The 14,475-nt window shown below is 53.4% G+C and carries 14 protein-coding genes; 13 read left to right on the top strand and 1 reads right to left on the bottom strand.

Annotated features, from left to right (window positions below):
• Nucleotides 1–10 precede the first annotated feature (10 nt).
• From ACR3EH_RS07515 to ACR3EH_RS07495, 5 genes are all read left to right on the top strand, one after another.
• On the top strand, nucleotides 11–286 hold the full coding sequence (locus ACR3EH_RS07515; RefSeq protein WP_171184181.1) for a hypothetical protein: 276 nt from the start codon (nucleotides 11–13) through the stop codon (nucleotides 284–286).
• 84 nt (nucleotides 287–370) lie between these two features.
• Nucleotides 371–640 carry a potassium channel family protein gene (locus ACR3EH_RS07510; protein ID WP_371732012.1) on the top strand — a complete coding sequence of 90 codons (270 nt, stop codon included), beginning with the start codon at nucleotides 371–373 and terminating at the stop codon, nucleotides 638–640.
• Between the two features lie 177 nt (nucleotides 641–817).
• The gene (locus ACR3EH_RS07505) at nucleotides 818–1,897 is read left to right on the top strand and encodes an AI-2E family transporter (RefSeq protein WP_171184185.1); all 1,080 of its coding nucleotides are present in this window, start codon (nucleotides 818–820) and stop codon (nucleotides 1,895–1,897) included.
• Nucleotides 1,894–2,958 (top strand): HlyD family secretion protein, encoded by a 1,065-nt coding sequence (locus ACR3EH_RS07500; RefSeq protein WP_171093418.1) that lies wholly within the window; start codon nucleotides 1,894–1,896, stop codon nucleotides 2,956–2,958. Before ACR3EH_RS07505 ends, ACR3EH_RS07500 begins: the two co-directional genes overlap by 4 nt.
• A complete protein-coding gene (locus tag ACR3EH_RS07495; RefSeq protein ID WP_171184189.1) occupies nucleotides 2,948–3,958 on the top strand; it encodes a DUF2955 domain-containing protein in 1,011 nt (336 codons plus the stop codon). Before ACR3EH_RS07500 ends, ACR3EH_RS07495 begins: the two co-directional genes overlap by 11 nt.
• A 100-nt stretch (nucleotides 3,959–4,058) precedes the next feature.
• On the opposite strand, the gene ACR3EH_RS07490 is transcribed toward ACR3EH_RS07495, so the two are convergent.
• The gene (locus ACR3EH_RS07490) at nucleotides 4,059–5,072 is read right to left on the bottom strand and encodes an AraC family transcriptional regulator (protein WP_171184191.1); all 1,014 of its coding nucleotides are present in this window, start codon (nucleotides 5,070–5,072) and stop codon (nucleotides 4,059–4,061) included.
• Between the two features lie 142 nt (nucleotides 5,073–5,214).
• Between ACR3EH_RS07490 and ACR3EH_RS07485 the strand changes: the two genes are divergently transcribed.
• From ACR3EH_RS07485 to ACR3EH_RS07450, 8 genes are all read left to right on the top strand, one after another.
• Nucleotides 5,215–6,612, top strand: a complete 1,398-nt coding sequence (locus tag ACR3EH_RS07485; RefSeq protein ID WP_216600423.1) for an amidohydrolase family protein — start codon at nucleotides 5,215–5,217, stop codon at nucleotides 6,610–6,612.
• Nucleotides 6,613–6,637: 25 nt separating this feature from the next.
• Nucleotides 6,638–7,402 (top strand): DUF3299 domain-containing protein, encoded by a 765-nt coding sequence (locus ACR3EH_RS07480; RefSeq protein ID WP_171675921.1) that lies wholly within the window; start codon nucleotides 6,638–6,640, stop codon nucleotides 7,400–7,402.
• Entirely contained in the window at nucleotides 7,399–8,577 is a 1,179-nt protein-coding gene (locus ACR3EH_RS07475; protein ID WP_171184195.1) for a carbohydrate porin, read from the top strand. The genes ACR3EH_RS07480 and ACR3EH_RS07475 overlap by 4 nt, the downstream gene beginning before the upstream one ends.
• A 47-nt stretch (nucleotides 8,578–8,624) precedes the next feature.
• The gene (locus ACR3EH_RS07470; protein WP_171184198.1) at nucleotides 8,625–9,866 is read left to right on the top strand and encodes a membrane dipeptidase; all 1,242 of its coding nucleotides are present in this window, start codon (nucleotides 8,625–8,627) and stop codon (nucleotides 9,864–9,866) included.
• Between the two features lie 672 nt (nucleotides 9,867–10,538).
• Nucleotides 10,539–11,957 (top strand): circularly permuted type 2 ATP-grasp protein, encoded by a 1,419-nt coding sequence (locus tag ACR3EH_RS07465; RefSeq protein ID WP_171675923.1) that lies wholly within the window; start codon nucleotides 10,539–10,541, stop codon nucleotides 11,955–11,957.
• 2 nt (nucleotides 11,958–11,959) lie between these two features.
• Nucleotides 11,960–12,901 carry an alpha-E domain-containing protein gene (locus ACR3EH_RS07460; RefSeq protein ID WP_171184201.1) on the top strand — a complete coding sequence of 314 codons (942 nt, stop codon included), beginning with the start codon at nucleotides 11,960–11,962 and terminating at the stop codon, nucleotides 12,899–12,901.
• A gap of 4 nt (nucleotides 12,902–12,905) precedes the next feature.
• Nucleotides 12,906–13,703 carry a transglutaminase family protein gene (locus ACR3EH_RS07455; RefSeq protein ID WP_171675925.1) on the top strand — a complete coding sequence of 266 codons (798 nt, stop codon included), beginning with the start codon at nucleotides 12,906–12,908 and terminating at the stop codon, nucleotides 13,701–13,703.
• A gap of 11 nt (nucleotides 13,704–13,714) precedes the next feature.
• The gene (locus tag ACR3EH_RS07450; protein ID WP_171675927.1) at nucleotides 13,715–14,464 is read left to right on the top strand and encodes a proteasome-type protease; all 750 of its coding nucleotides are present in this window, start codon (nucleotides 13,715–13,717) and stop codon (nucleotides 14,462–14,464) included.
• Nucleotides 14,465–14,475: the final 11 nt, after the last annotated feature.

Genomic DNA, 14,475 nt, shown 5'->3' with positions numbered 1-14,475 from the left:
ACTTGATGTCGTGAACGCGCGCATCAATCTGCAACTTAACCAGTTGCAGATTGAAGTTCTGAACACAAAAGATCGCCATCGCTCCCTGAGGGCGGTGGCTTTTCTGTTTGCGAACCGGACGGCGTCGCCACCATTTGCTTCGAGCTGGGTGATCTGGGAAGCGCACAGATTGCAGCGTATTGATTTTTCTGAGTTGAATCTCGACCCCAACCAACATGCGATCCTGGAAGGAAAGAGCGACCTAAAAATGATCGCTCAGACGTTAAATTCAAAAAACACTATGTAGAAATGCATTTATAGGTATTGTGGTGTTATGAATTCGTTAACCAGAATAACACGAGGGATAGGCGTCGCCTTTAAGGATGGCAGGGTGAAGGGCCTGCTTGCCTTCACTACCGGTATGATCCTGTGGGCATCGGTGTTTTACCATTATGTCGAAGGTTGGAGCTGGCTGGATTCTATCTACTTTTCTGTTGTTACAATCTCCACGGTTGGGTTCGGTGACTTTTCTCCTGAAACCGCGGCGGGGAAGATTTTTACGATGGTGTATATCATTGTTGGCCTCGGTATCTTTGTGACCGCAGCGACCACTGTGGCGGATACGATCCTGTCGCAGGACGATGACAAAAATCAAAAATAAGCAGCGCCAAGTTTAGCCGGTTCTTCTCTGGCGTAGACCGCAATGCGCTTCATGAAATTAAATCGCGGCCGGGCTTCTTAAACTCTTCAACTTGCTAACGTCTTTTGCGGGTTAAAAAATATACATATTACGTTTTTTGAGTATAATGTACACAAAACAAGTTTTTGGAGGGATGGTATGGAAAAGACTCAAGATGCGAAGATTGTCGACCTCGCGATACGGTTGCTCTTTCTCGGATTGTTCCTCTACAGCGCTTTGGTCATGGTGGCCCCGCTTGCCAGTGTGGTCATCTGGGCCACGATCCTGTGCGTCGCGCTTTACCCTGTGTTTGATTGGCTGCAATCCAAGATGGGAGGGCGGAAAAAGCTTGCTGCGACAATCCTGGTTTTATTGGGCCTGGTGTTAACCCTGGGGCCGGTCGCAACGGCTGTATCCGGTGCCGCAGAACTTGGGTCAGATTTTGCCGAGCAGGCCGACAGAGGTGAGTTGAAAATCCCACCGGCACCAGAAGGCCTTAAGGAACTGCCGTTGGTCGGAAACAAAATTTCCGAAGTTTGGGGCATGTTTGAGCGCAATCTGGACGGCGCGTTGGCAAAATACGGTGCGCAAATCCTTGAGATCACCAAGTCGCTTTTTGGTAAGGTTCTGGGGATCGGTATCGGACTACTCGGTCTTGCTTTGTCCGTGTTGATCATGGGGGCCTTGTTCAGCCCCGGACCAACTCTGGTTCAAGGTTTGCAGCGTTTTGCGAACCGTGTTTTCGCTCCGCGTGGCGGCGAATTCATTACACTGGCCGGAGCAACAATCCGAAACGTGACCAAAGGCGTGATCGGCGTGGCGGCCATTCAGGCCGTCGTTGTTTGGATATTGCTGGTTCTCTTTGGGATTTCATCGGCTGCAACGTTGGCATTTATCTGCCTGATACTCTCGATCATTCAGATTGGGCCCGGTTTGGTTCTTTTGCCAGTTATCATCTACGCATGGAGTTCGATGTCCGGGGGTGCGGCTTTGATCTTCACAATATTGGCCATTCCCGTTGCCATAATGGACAGCTTCCTGAGACCAGTGTTCATCTCAAAGGGTCTTGAGACACCCATGCTGGTTATCCTGATCGGTGTTCTCGGAGGCATGATGGCTTACGGTCTGATCGGCATATTTATGGGGCCGGTTCTGTTCGCCGTCTTTTATGAGTTGTTCAAAGTCTGGATCGACTCCCCACCCGCAACTGAAGGTGTTGCGGACGGAGAAGCAAAATGAGGAAGACGATTTGGACAACGCTGGCCGTCATTCTGATCTTTCTGGTCTGGTACCTCGTCGCTGACCGAAAAACACCGTTCACCGGAAACGCCAGGGTAAAGGCCATCGCGACCCAGATCGTACCGCAGGTCACTGGGACAGTGACCGAGGTTCTTGTTGAAAACGGTCAGGTCGTCTCGGCAGGAGATGTTCTGGTTCGGATTGACCCAAGACCTTATGAAATCGACCGCGACAAGGCTGAAGCTGATCTGGAAGCGGCCACACAGGAAGTGGGGGCCTCCTCGGCCGAGGTAAGCGCTGCACAAGCCAAACTGGCCAGGGCGCAAAGTGATCTTGATACGATGCGCATTCAAACCGAGCGCGTGTTTGCGCTTGAAAAGAAAGGGTTGATCGCCGTTTCAAAGGCCGATGACGCTCGCGGGCAGCTTGCAGAATCTGAAGCGAATTTCGAAAATGCCAAAGCGGATTTGGAAAAAGCCAAGCAAAGGCTGGGTGATGACGGTATCGAAAACCCAAAAATTCAGCGCGCTTTGGCGGCTTTGGCAGATGCAGAGCTGAACCTTGAATGGACGGAATTACGTGCCCCGGCGACGGGCGTGATATCCAATCTTTTGATCGCCCCCGGTACATATGCCAGATCCGGTCAGGACCTGTTGACGTTTTTGGATGCAACGGATGTCTGGGTTGAGGCTTACTTTACCGAGAACAACCTTGGCCGCGCTTCGGTGGGATCGCCGGTTGACGTCGTGCTGGACATGCACCCCGGCAAAATTGTTCCGGGCGTGATTGAGAGTTTTAGCGCGGCCGTATCCCTGAGTGGTGGGGATGAGCCGGGACAATTGGCAAGCCCGCCCAGCACCAAAGGCTTTCTGCGTGAACCGGAACGATTTCCGGTGCGGATCGTTCTGCCAGGATATGAGGCCGGAAACGCCGAAGATGATCTTCGCTTCCAACTAAACGGCCAGGCTGATGTGATCATGTATCTGAGCGACAACTCGCTGCTGAATATGGTCGGTCGGACCTACATTCGCTTGGTGTCCATCCTGTCCTATGCGTACTGAGGATCGGAACTCCGTTATCCGGCTTGCACTGGGTGTGACCGGTGTCTTCGCCTTGGGTCTGTTTCTGGGGTGGCCGCTTGCCGTGGTTGGGGCTGTGTTCACCGCCCTGTTCCTTCAGGCACCTGCTGCTTTACCCTTGGCGGCCTTCGCGAAACTGTTCGTCTTTTCGATTGGATTGATGTTCATTTCCTTCCTTCTGTCGTCGGTCTTTGCTCCATATCCTGTTGTGTTTCTCATTCTGGTGGCCATCGGGATTATCCTGTCCTTCATGTGGTCAGTTTCAGGAGCAGGAGTTCTGCCCGGTGTCATCGCCCTGATGGGTGCATTGATGATTCCAAATCTTGTTTTGCAATCACAGGATTTGGCGTTGGTGCTGGTGTTCTGGATACCGTTGAACCTGCTATTTGCAGGTTTCGTATCGACCCTGATGTTTGTGTTGTTACCCGCCGAACCTCAGACTGGCGCTCAGAAGAAAGCCGCGGCGTCTTCGGACTTTGATCCCAATCGGCGGATTGTAAGAATGTCGCTTGTAACGGTGCCGTTTGCCATGGCGTTTTTTATCTCAGGCGCGTCTGCGTTGTTGGTCCTGTTCTTTGTTGCGCTTCTGAGCCAGCAACTTGCTGCAATGCCATCGATGGGCAAAACGGTTGCCAAAGCCATGCTGACAGCAAACCTTCTCGGAGCGGCAATATCCATCATCTGCTATGAGCTAAACGTCATCGCGCCAGTCATTCTGACACCGATCCTGGTATGCCTGTTTTTCTGCCTGTCACTCGGGGCCCTTGGAAAAACTCAGATCCCGCTGGCTGCAGCGGCAGGTTCGGCGTTAACGACGGTGCTTATCGTTTATGGCGGGTCGATTTCTCCGTTTTCGGATGAGGCGGACGTCAAAAGCATCACGCGCGTTTTTCAAGTCGCCAGCGCCGCTTTCTTTGTCATTGCGGCATATGTCGTTGTTGATGAGTTCTGGCCGGAAAGAAAGCAACGCGCAGCTCAGTGACCTTCCGAGGTAAACCGGGTTTACCAAAAGTCCGGCAATTGCTCAGGCGATATTCGCGCAAACGGAACGTAAGCGGATGCAGCGCGGGATCTTGCGAAGTTTACTTTGACTTCTGTTCCAGTCGGTACTGCGTCGGCGTTGTGCCGGTTTGCCCGCGGAAAAACCGGGTGAAATGGGACTTGTCCGAATAGCCGAGCGTTAGTCCAATCTCTGCAATTGTCATCGCACTCTTTTTCAGATGTTCTTTGGCGACATCAACGCGCAGCCGCTTGATCTCGCGGGGCAGCGTTGTGCCTTGCTGCTGAAGCGCTCGGGAAAATCGTTCTGGTGGTATACCCAGCAACCCGGCCACCACTTCTGGCCCTAAATCGGTTTCATCCAACTTGTCGCGCAAGACAGATCGCAATGCAGCGACCACGGTCACTTCTTCCTTTTCCCGAACTGAGGCGACAGGCGCAGCCGATGCATTTGAAACGTGGTTCAGGAACAGCCATTCCACGGGAAAGCTGATTTGCATCCCGGGATCGGTTCCAAGGCCGACCTCGATCCCTTTGTAGTCGAGTGGCAGGCCATTGATGTATCTGCTTTCCCAACGCACTTGCGCGGGGTCCCAGGAACTTCCGACAACGGTTTGCAACAGACGCACGTATATTGCGGCCCCAAAACCTGTGACCTGAATAGGTTGAACCGTTGGTTCCTGTTGTCTCTCGATCCGATAAATCGCTTTGTCGGCTTCTATGACGAGACTGTGCCGCACAGAGTTGGATTCCTGCGGAACAAGCCCAACAAAACGCGCAAAAAATTCGAAAAGCGTTGTTGTCGATTGCAAGGCATCAGCGAACGGAGGCCATCCTTGCAGATCGAATGTTTCCCCTACATTCAGTCCAAGAAATCGATCGCCCGACAGTTCAGAGAAGGCATTCAACAGACCATAGACCAACTCTGAGTGGACATAGACAGAAGGGTCGGACAACAGTTCAGCTTTCAATCCGACCTGATCCAAAGCTGGTTGTGGATTGATCCCTCGGGTGGTGAGAAACTGCAAAAACGGGGCCGCTAAAGCAAGGCGGATAAAGCCTTCGCTGTGTTCTTGAGAGGTTGAGTTGAACGGCAAGCTTGTCACCTTTGGTTGGACCAGCAGTTTTACTCGGTGGCCACTTTAGCCTTCATATTCGAACATCTTAATGCAAAAGTGGCAACCGACCTAAAAGTTTCCACTCTACAGTTATAAAAACATGAATATGAGGAGGGACCTTATGTCTGGCTCACGAATGTCCTTTTACGCGTCAGTGACTGCAGTAGCGGTTTTGACTTTTCCTATGTTTGCGTCGGCTCAGGATCAGGACGAGCCGCAAACGTTGTTCACCAACGTCCATGTCTTTGATGGCGTAAATGAGCAGCGTATCGAAAATGCGAGTGTTCTTGTTGAAGGCAATCTGATCAAGGCGGTTTCCGTCGACGCGATCGATGCACCCAACGCAACTGTCATTGACGGTGGTGGGCGAACGCTGACGCCCGGCTTCATTGAACTTCACGCTCACCTTATGCTGATGGGTCCGACGCTGCCGGCGATGGAGGCCAACACGACATGGGAGGACTTTGCCATTCACGGTGCACGGATGGCCGAGATGTATTTGATGCAGGGTTTCACCACAGTCAGGGATGCGGGTGGCGCCAATGGCGGGCTGCGAAGGGCCATTGATGCAGGGCAAATCGACGGCCCCCGGTACTATCCTTCCGGGGCATTTATTGGAACACGGGGTGGTCATGCAGACTTCGCAAATTTCACTGCTCCACCGGGCGCTGAAACGAACATGAGCCGTCTGAACCTGGCGCAAGAGATCAGCGGTGTCGATGACGTCTATAAGTTTGCGCGCAACAACTTTCGCATGGGCGCCACGCAGTTGAAATTCATGCAATCCGGCGGCGTGGTTTCTGCCTTTGATCCATGGCAATTGCTGGCTGGATCGCCAGAGGAAATCAAAGCAGCCGTGCAAGTCGCAAATGAATATGGCAGCTACGTCATGGCGCATTCTTACCGAAAAGAAGCAATCTTGAATGCGCTGGATGCAGGTGTGATGTCGATCGAACATGGGTTCTCGTTCGATTGTGAAATCGCTGAGGTCATGAACGAAAAGGGGGCATACATCACGACCAACCTAACGGCCTTTGATCCCGGTTTGCTTGATATTCCTGCGGTGGCAAACGTCCCGTCGAGCCTTGCCAAGGCAAAATCTGCCTCGGCCACGTTTGCGGGCTATATCGACAACATGAAGGAATGCCCGGTGAAGCGAGGGTTCCAGACAGACTGTGTAGGGTCGGTGGAGGCGTGCAATATCCAGATTGCCTACGAAAAACACCTGAACAATGAATTTTTCGGCCCGTTCACCTCGTTGGTGACGCTGACATCGACAGGTGGTGAGGTGGTCGCTTTGTCGGGTGACTTTATGAACCCGTATACGGCTGGAAAGCTTGGTGTGATCGAAGCTGGCGCTTATGCCGACATCCTTTTGATTGATGGAAATCCTCTCGAAGACTTCTCTGTCGTTGGGACGGGCGATCAATGGTTCGGTGCGGACCCCAGGCCGGAAAGCCCTGAAACTATCCGCCTGATTATGAAGGATGGCGTGATATACAAAAATACGCTGGACTGATTGATACCGCAGCCGGAGGGTGTTCATGCGCAATTGGTTACGATCCATAATAGTCGCAGGGTTGGTTTGGTGTGCTCCCCCCGCGTTGGCCGCGAATGGGGTTGCGGTGGACTGGGCGGACCTTCCAGACCCATCCGCGCAGGTGTTTGAAGACCCTTATCGAGATCTCAGCCCGGAACAGTTCGACGATGTTCTGTTTGTTGTCCGACTGCGCGGCAGGATGGAGCAGGGCAATGGCAGCGAAGAAGAACGGCAGAAATGGCAAGAACTGCTGGCTGAGACTGAGGATGCTTTGGCCGCAGAGGACATTGATATCGACTGGCTGCTCGATCAGCGAGAGGTCGTGACAGAACGCCGAAGAAAAGCAGCAACGGATGGAAATCCGCAACATAACGGCCAGACCGTCACACTGGCCGGCTTTGCCATTCCAGCCCCAAGTGATCCTGACGGGCGACCTGTGGCCTACTTGGTGCCAGAGCGTGGGATGTGCAGCCACATGCCTCCGCCTCCTCCTAACCAGATGATCCGTGTGCGGTTGAACGACGATTGGGCACCCAGCTATTATCATGAACCGGTAAGACTGACGGGCAGGCTGACAATTGACCCGTCCGTTCAGAGCATGATGGTCGTGGATGGCCTGATGCCCATGAGCGCGACATTCCAACTGGAAACGGACAGTGTTGAAACCCTAGAAACCGAGGCGGACAGGTTGGAGTGGAAACGGCGTGCCGCTGATCGCATCCGCGCGGCGGGTGATCGCAAGACGGGCGGGGCAAGAGCGTCCGAATGATAAAGAACCTGCTTACTGCCTTGGTAATTTCATCTGCTGGCACGGCCTCGGCCCAAGGATTGTCCGGCCCTTCTTCGGTGCAAGCCGAGCTTGAACCCGGCGACGGATTGACCGATCCGCAATACCGTTCAGATTTTCCGCGCAACGTAGCCCCGGGTTGGTTTACGTGGAAAGACCGGCTGGCCGAGGACGGGTTTCGATTCAACATTGATTACTTGGCGCTTGGCCAAACCACAAATGCTGATCTGGGCACCGGTGAAGCGGCCGGTGGAATTGCTCGGTTCTATGGCAGTTGGCAGGCAACCGAGCGTGGTTCTGTGACATTCAAGATCGAGCAGCGACACAGTTATACCGGCGTTGCCCCCCAATTTCTCGGGCTTGATGGTGGTGCCCTCTCTATCACGGGGACAGCGTTCAACGACAACGGTTTGTTACTTACCAACCTGTTTTGGACCCAAAGGGCCGAGAACGGGTCGTGGACGCTGCAAGTTGGGCAGATTGATGTCACGGACTTCGTGGACATCTATGGGTTGGTCAGTCCCTACAGCGGATTCCAGAACCTGTCCTTCAACACCAACCCGACGATCAATACACCCAATCAAGGATTGGGGATCGCGGGTGGGGTTAAGCTAAGCGAAAAACTCTACGCAGTTGCGAGCGTGTCGGACGCGAACGCAGACCCGTCTGACCCAAATTTCGATGTGTTCAGCGACGGCAATCTCTTCAAATCACTCGAACTTGGGTACACTTCCGGCTTTGATCGTATCTATTTCGACAATATCCATTTGACCCTCTGGCATGCGGATGCGGCTGATGATGGCAGCCGAGCGGAAGACTATGGCGCTGCATTTTCTGCGGCATGGTTTGTCGACAATAAGTGGATGCCGTTCTTTCGGGCAGGGGCCTCAAAAGGAACAGCAGCTCTTTACGATCGGTCGATATCTGCCGGTCTGGGATATTACGGTCGCAATACCGATTTGGCTGGTGTTGGCCTGAACTGGGCCGAAGCCAGGGGCATAGACGGGACACAGTTCACGCTTGAAGCTTTCTACCGGTTTTCAATCTCACCGGGATTGCAGATCACACCATCGGTGCAGTTCATTTCCAACCCGCTGCTGAACCCCACTCAGGACAGCATTACGCTGTTCGGCCTAAGAACCCGGGTCGTTTTTTGAAGGGGGTTCATGCGGCGGCAAAACATATCAACTTAGGAGGCTCTGTCATGAAGACCCTGTTGGCCGTAAGCGCCATAGCGATCACTTTTGGTGGCGCGTTACATGCGAGCGAGGAAAGCAAGACGTGGGAGGCGTCAGAAGAGGCGAAGCAGTTTGTGCAGGACACAATTGTCCTCGGCATGTTGGCCAGCCCCTATGGCACTGGCTGGACTGAAGACGAGCAGCTGCACACTTACTTCGCGCGTGCGCGGGAAAACGGTATCACCGGGCATGAGATGACGCTTGCCGCTGCGGATATGTCTTTCGACACCTTTCTTGATCAACATTACCACTTCCGTGCTGCCATGGCCCAGCAACCGGAAAACTATCTCATCGTGAATGAAACCCGTGATATTGAAGCTGCCCACATACAGGGCAAGACGGCGGTGATCTGGAACAGCCAAACGGCCACGATTTTGGACGGCGACCTGAGGAAGATGGCCGTGCTCAAGGACATAGGGATCAAAAGTATGATCCTGGCTTACAATGACATTTTCCGAACTGGTTCTGGGCAGTTGGCGGCCTATAACGGCCGCGACATTGGTCTGACCCCCTGGGGGAAGTCGGTCATCGATGAAATGGTCAGGTTTGGCATCCTCCTGGACCTAAGCCATACGGGCTCGAAAACGGCCAATGACGCCATGGACTACATGGATGAGAACTATCCCGGCGTGCCCTATGTTTACACGCACTCAGTTCCTGCAGGGTTGTACGCGAATGGGCCCAATGCGACGCTAAAAGGGTGTTATCGGGCCATTCCCGACGATGAGGCGCTGCGCGCGGCCAAGTCCGGTGGCTACGTTTCCCCAACGTTCACAGAATGGATGATGGACGGTGTCTGGCCCGAGGATATCTCACCTAAGCAGGCCGCTGATATGATCGACTATTATGTCCAGCTTGTGGGTGTTGACCACGTTGGAATTGCAACGGATGACATGTTCTCGCTTGAACTTGTCGTGCAATGGGCGACCGCAAACGCGAGTATGTACGACGATGGCGGCTATATGATCGATGCGTTCAACAAAGGAGCGACCGGTAACGGCGAACTGGCCAAAATCCTTGCGGCAATTACCGATGACCTTTGGGCCCGTGGCTATTCCAACGAAGACCTTGCAAAGATATATGGCGGTAACAAGATGCGGGTCTACGCGCAGGTATGGGAAGGCAAGCCACCCGAACAGTTTCTGAAGGAATACCCTGAGCGTCTGCTTTTGAGAAAAGAACTTCGAGATGGGTTCTATTCGCGATAGGTTTTCAAGACATGTAACAACGGAGTTAGGCCCCGAGGGGTGTGTCTGTGTCGAAGTTTTTCTGGAACGGATGGTGGGTGATGAGAGACTCGAACTCCCGACATCTTCGGTGTAAACGAAGCGCTCTAACCCAACCCGCACGTGCAACAAGGTGCTGTTTTCCACTGCCGCCACCGACACCCCATTGAAAGATGTCTTGCGTTGCCAGTAGCTTGACGCTCTCACAATCGACAAAGCAATGCAATGCTGCAAGTGTGTTTTGGTTCAACCTAAAAGCTGAATTTCATTAAGAGCAGTAACGCGTTTGCAGCGGAGGCGCAGCGGTCGTCACCTGCCGTGGGGGGTATGGGGGCAATTGGCTACACATTTAAGTAAGATACCCTCCCAAAAAAATGTGCCGCAAATTCTCGTCCGGTCCCAAAGCGGACGTTTTTAAGATCGGTAGCGAATGACCGAGTTGAGCCCAATGCGGACGTTCGGATGCAGTACAAAACCAGATACTGTTGAACTCAAAACACTGAATGTGACTTCAATTAGAGACACGAAGAACGCCACGTTGTTAAGTTCACGAAATTATCCAGTTAGCCTGAAAATTAGACGCTCCTTCTAAAGGCAGCTTCCAACCAAGCCTGAATGACTTGAAAAATCTGATCTATGCGTAAAACTCAAAGCATGAGTGTGTATTTTGATGAAATGTTCAACGGCGATGGATCGCTCAGAGGTCCATACGAAGAGATCGGCCGCTGGTTCAATGCGGAAGACGCATCACGACTGAGGGCGAAACAGCGCGAAGCCGAAGAGGTTTTCAGGCTGACGGGTATAACTTTTAACGTCTACGGCAAAGCCGAGGCCGAGGAACGCCTGATACCGTTTGATATCGTGCCACGAGTCATTTCAACGCGCGAATGGCAGCGGCTGGAACGCGGTATCGAACAGCGGGTGCGGGCAATCAACGCATTTCTACACGACATTTATCACCGTCAGGAAATAGTCCGGGCCGGGCGTGTGCCGGCTGAGATGATTGCCGGAAATGAAGCGTTCCTGCCGCAGATGCTTGGTGTCTCACCGCCCGGTCAGGTTTATACGCACATTGTCGGCGTCGATCTGGTGCGAACCGGCCCAGACGAGTTTTTCGTACTGGAAGACAACGCCCGAACGCCATCCGGGGTCAGCTATATGCTGGAGAACCGGGAGACGATGCTGAAGATGTTCCCTGAGCTTTTTAGCGCGACCAATGTTCGGAATGTTTCTGACTACCCCCGCAATCTACGACGGTCGCTGGCGGCCTGTGCACCGGCTTGCGCAAACGGGGAACCCACTGTCGCGGTTTTAACCCCCGGCATCTATAATTCGGCCTATTACGAACATGCGTTTCTTGCTGATCAGATGGCCGTGGAATTGGTTGAAGGTCACGACCTGCGGGTTGTCGACGGACGCGTCTGCATGCGCACCACCAGAGGCTATACTCCCATCGACGTGCTTTATCGCCGGGTTGATGACGACTTCCTGGATCCGCTGAATTTCAACCCTGATAGCGCATTGGGCGTGCCTGGCATTCTGGACGTTTACCGCGCAGGCGGCATCACAATCGCCAATGCGCCCGGAACGGGTATTGCCGATGACAAGGCGATCTATTCCTACATGCCCGAGATCGTTGAGTTCTACACGGGCGAGAAGCCTCTGCTTCAGAATGTTCCTACCTGGCGGTGCAGTGACCCCGACTCTTTGTCTTATGTACTGGACAATCTTTCCGAGCTTGTTGTGAAAGAAGTGCACGGGTCTGGCGGCTACGGGATGTTGATCGGCCCGACTGCCAGCAAGAAGGAGATTTTGGCTTTCCGCGATAAGCTCAAATCGCGGCCAGCCAACTATATTGCTCAACCGACCTTATCGCTCTCGACGGTGCCGATTTTCGCGCGTTCGGGCCTTGCCCCCAGACATGTCGATTTGCGTCCGTTCGTTTTGGTGTCACCTGAAGGGATCAATATCACACCCGGCGGCCTGACCCGCGTAGCGCTGAAGAAAGGGTCACTGGTCGTGAACTCGAGCCAGGGTGGCGGGACCAAAGACACTTGGGTTCTGGAGGACTGACCATGCTGGGAAAAACTGCTGGTGGGTTGTTCTGGATGTCCCGGTACCTGGAGCGAGCGGAAAACACGGCCAGGCTGCTGGAAACAGGTCAGAGGATGGCGTTGACCCGTACTAAGAACTCCGCCGAAGAATGGGGCTCTGTTCTGAAAACGGCCGGGGTTCTGGACGGGTATCACGCCAAATACGATGACATCTCAAAAGAGAATGCCGTCGATTGGATGCTGCGTGACGCTGACAACCCGTCCTCGATCAAGTCGGTTATCAAGCAAGCACGAGACAACGCGCGCCTCGTTCGAACCGCGCTGACCCACGATGTCTGGAGTGCTGTAAATGCGACTTGGATGCAGATTGATGAGGTCATGAAGCGGCGTGTGAATGAGCGGGACCTGCCAGCGACGCTGGAGCTTATTCGGCAACAGGCGGCTTTGGTCCGTGGTGCCACATTGGGAACAATGCTGCGAAATGACATTTTCGACTTCACCCGCATTGGCACATTTGTCGAGCGGGCCGACAATACCGGGCGCATTCTGGACGTGAAATACTATGTACTTCTGCCCACAGCCTTCTCGGTCGGCTCGTCCTTGGACAACATCCAATGGGAAAGCATCCTCCGGTCCGTCGGCGCAGGCGGGGGGTATCGAATGACCCATGGCGAAAAAACCCGACCGTCAGATATTGCCCGGTTCCTGATCCTGGATCAGCGGATGCCGCGCAGTCTTCACTTCTGCTGCAGAAAGATTCAAGAGAACCTGTCTTACCTGAAGAAGGACTATGGTTTTGCCGGACCGTCATGCGAGGCGTCAAATGCTCTCTACGAAAAATACCTGGACCAGAAGATTTCCGATATCTTTGAATTTGGGCTCCATGAGTACATTCAGGATTTTTTGACGGATCTCGGCAACTTAAGCCGTCAAATCGAGATTGATTACCGGTTCTACGAGTAGCCAAATGAAACTGCACATTCGACACGAGACACGATACGACTTCGACGCGCCGGTTCCCTTCGGGCTGCAGCAACTGAGGAAAACACCAAAGTCATTTCGCAATCAGAGCATAGTGAGTTGGAACACCCAAATCACCGGCGGGCGCAAAGAACTGACATTTGAAGACTACCACCGCAATACGGTGGAATTGATCAGTTTCGAAACCAATACCCAAAACATCTCGTTGATTTCTGAAGGCGTCGTTGAGGTGGAAGACACACACGGCGTTCTCGGGCGTCACGAAGGGTCGACGCCTTTGTGGTTGTTCCAAAGAAGCACACCTCAGACAGCACCAGGGAAAGGGGTCGCCGGTGTAGTTGGTGCATTGCCCAAAGGTGAACCGCTGGAGCAGATGCATGACCTGTCTGAAAGCGTTCGAACTCTGGTCGCGTACGAAATTGGAAGTTCGCAACCGGGCTGGAGCGCAGAGGACGCTCTTAAAGCTGGGTGCGGCGTGTGTCAGGACCATACGCATGTTTTCATTGCTTGCGCACGACAGATCGGAGTGCCAGCGCGCTATGTATCGGGTTACCTGATGATGAACGAAACGGAGCTACAGGACGCAACCCATGCCTGGGCCGAAGTTCATTTGGACGGGCTTGGCTGGGTCGGGTTTGATGTTTCTAACGGGATCTCACCTGACGATCGATACGTACGTGTCGCAACTGGTCTGGACTATGCCCAAGCTGCCCCGGTAATAGGGAACAGATTTGGGACAGCGGGCGAGCAATTGACAGTGCAATTGCAAGTCGCACAGCAGTAACGGAGAGTTTGATGACCTATGCTGTGGGCATGCGGTTGAATTGCGGATTGGTATTCATGTCCGATACGCGCACGAATGCTGGCGTCGACAATGTTTCGACCTTCAACAAGATGTTCAATTGGACAGTCGAAGGTGACCGGTCGATCACGATCCTGACGGCCGGGAACCTCGCGACTACTCAGGCCACAATAAGCCTTCTGGAAGAGCGTACAAAAGCGCCCGCAGATCGTTCGCCATCGATCCTGGAAGCGCCGACAATGTTTCAAGTCGCGCAACTGGTCGCGGCTACACTGAACGACGTCATCGAGGAACATGCCAGATCCGGTCAGCAAGCTGACAGCGCTTTTCACGCGACACTCATTGTTGGAGGTCAGATCAAGGGCGGCCCGTCTCGCCTGTTTTTGATCTACCCTGAAGGCAATTTTATCGAAGCCGGCGACGACACCCCGTTCTTTCAGATTGGTGAGACAAAATATGGTCGCCCTATTTTGGTGCGAGCCTATGATCCGGAAATGAGTTTTTCAGAAACCGTAAAACTCTTGCTCGTCAGTTTTGACTCCACGATTAAGGCCAATCTGTCTGTCGGGGCTCCGCTTGACATGCTTCTCTACGATGAAGACAGCCTTGACGGCGGTACGCGGTCAAGATTCGAAGCTGATGACCAGTACTTTCGCAGTGTTTCCGATGGATGGGGTGACGCGTTGAAATCGGCCTTGGCCAAACTTCCAGAATACAGATTGGGGCGAAAGTCAAACGATTGAGCGTTCGCTTT

Source organism: Ruegeria sp. BG7 (assembly GCF_056535685.1).
Note: the sequence above shows the minus strand (reverse complement) of the source record. Positions and strands in the feature narration are given on the sequence as shown.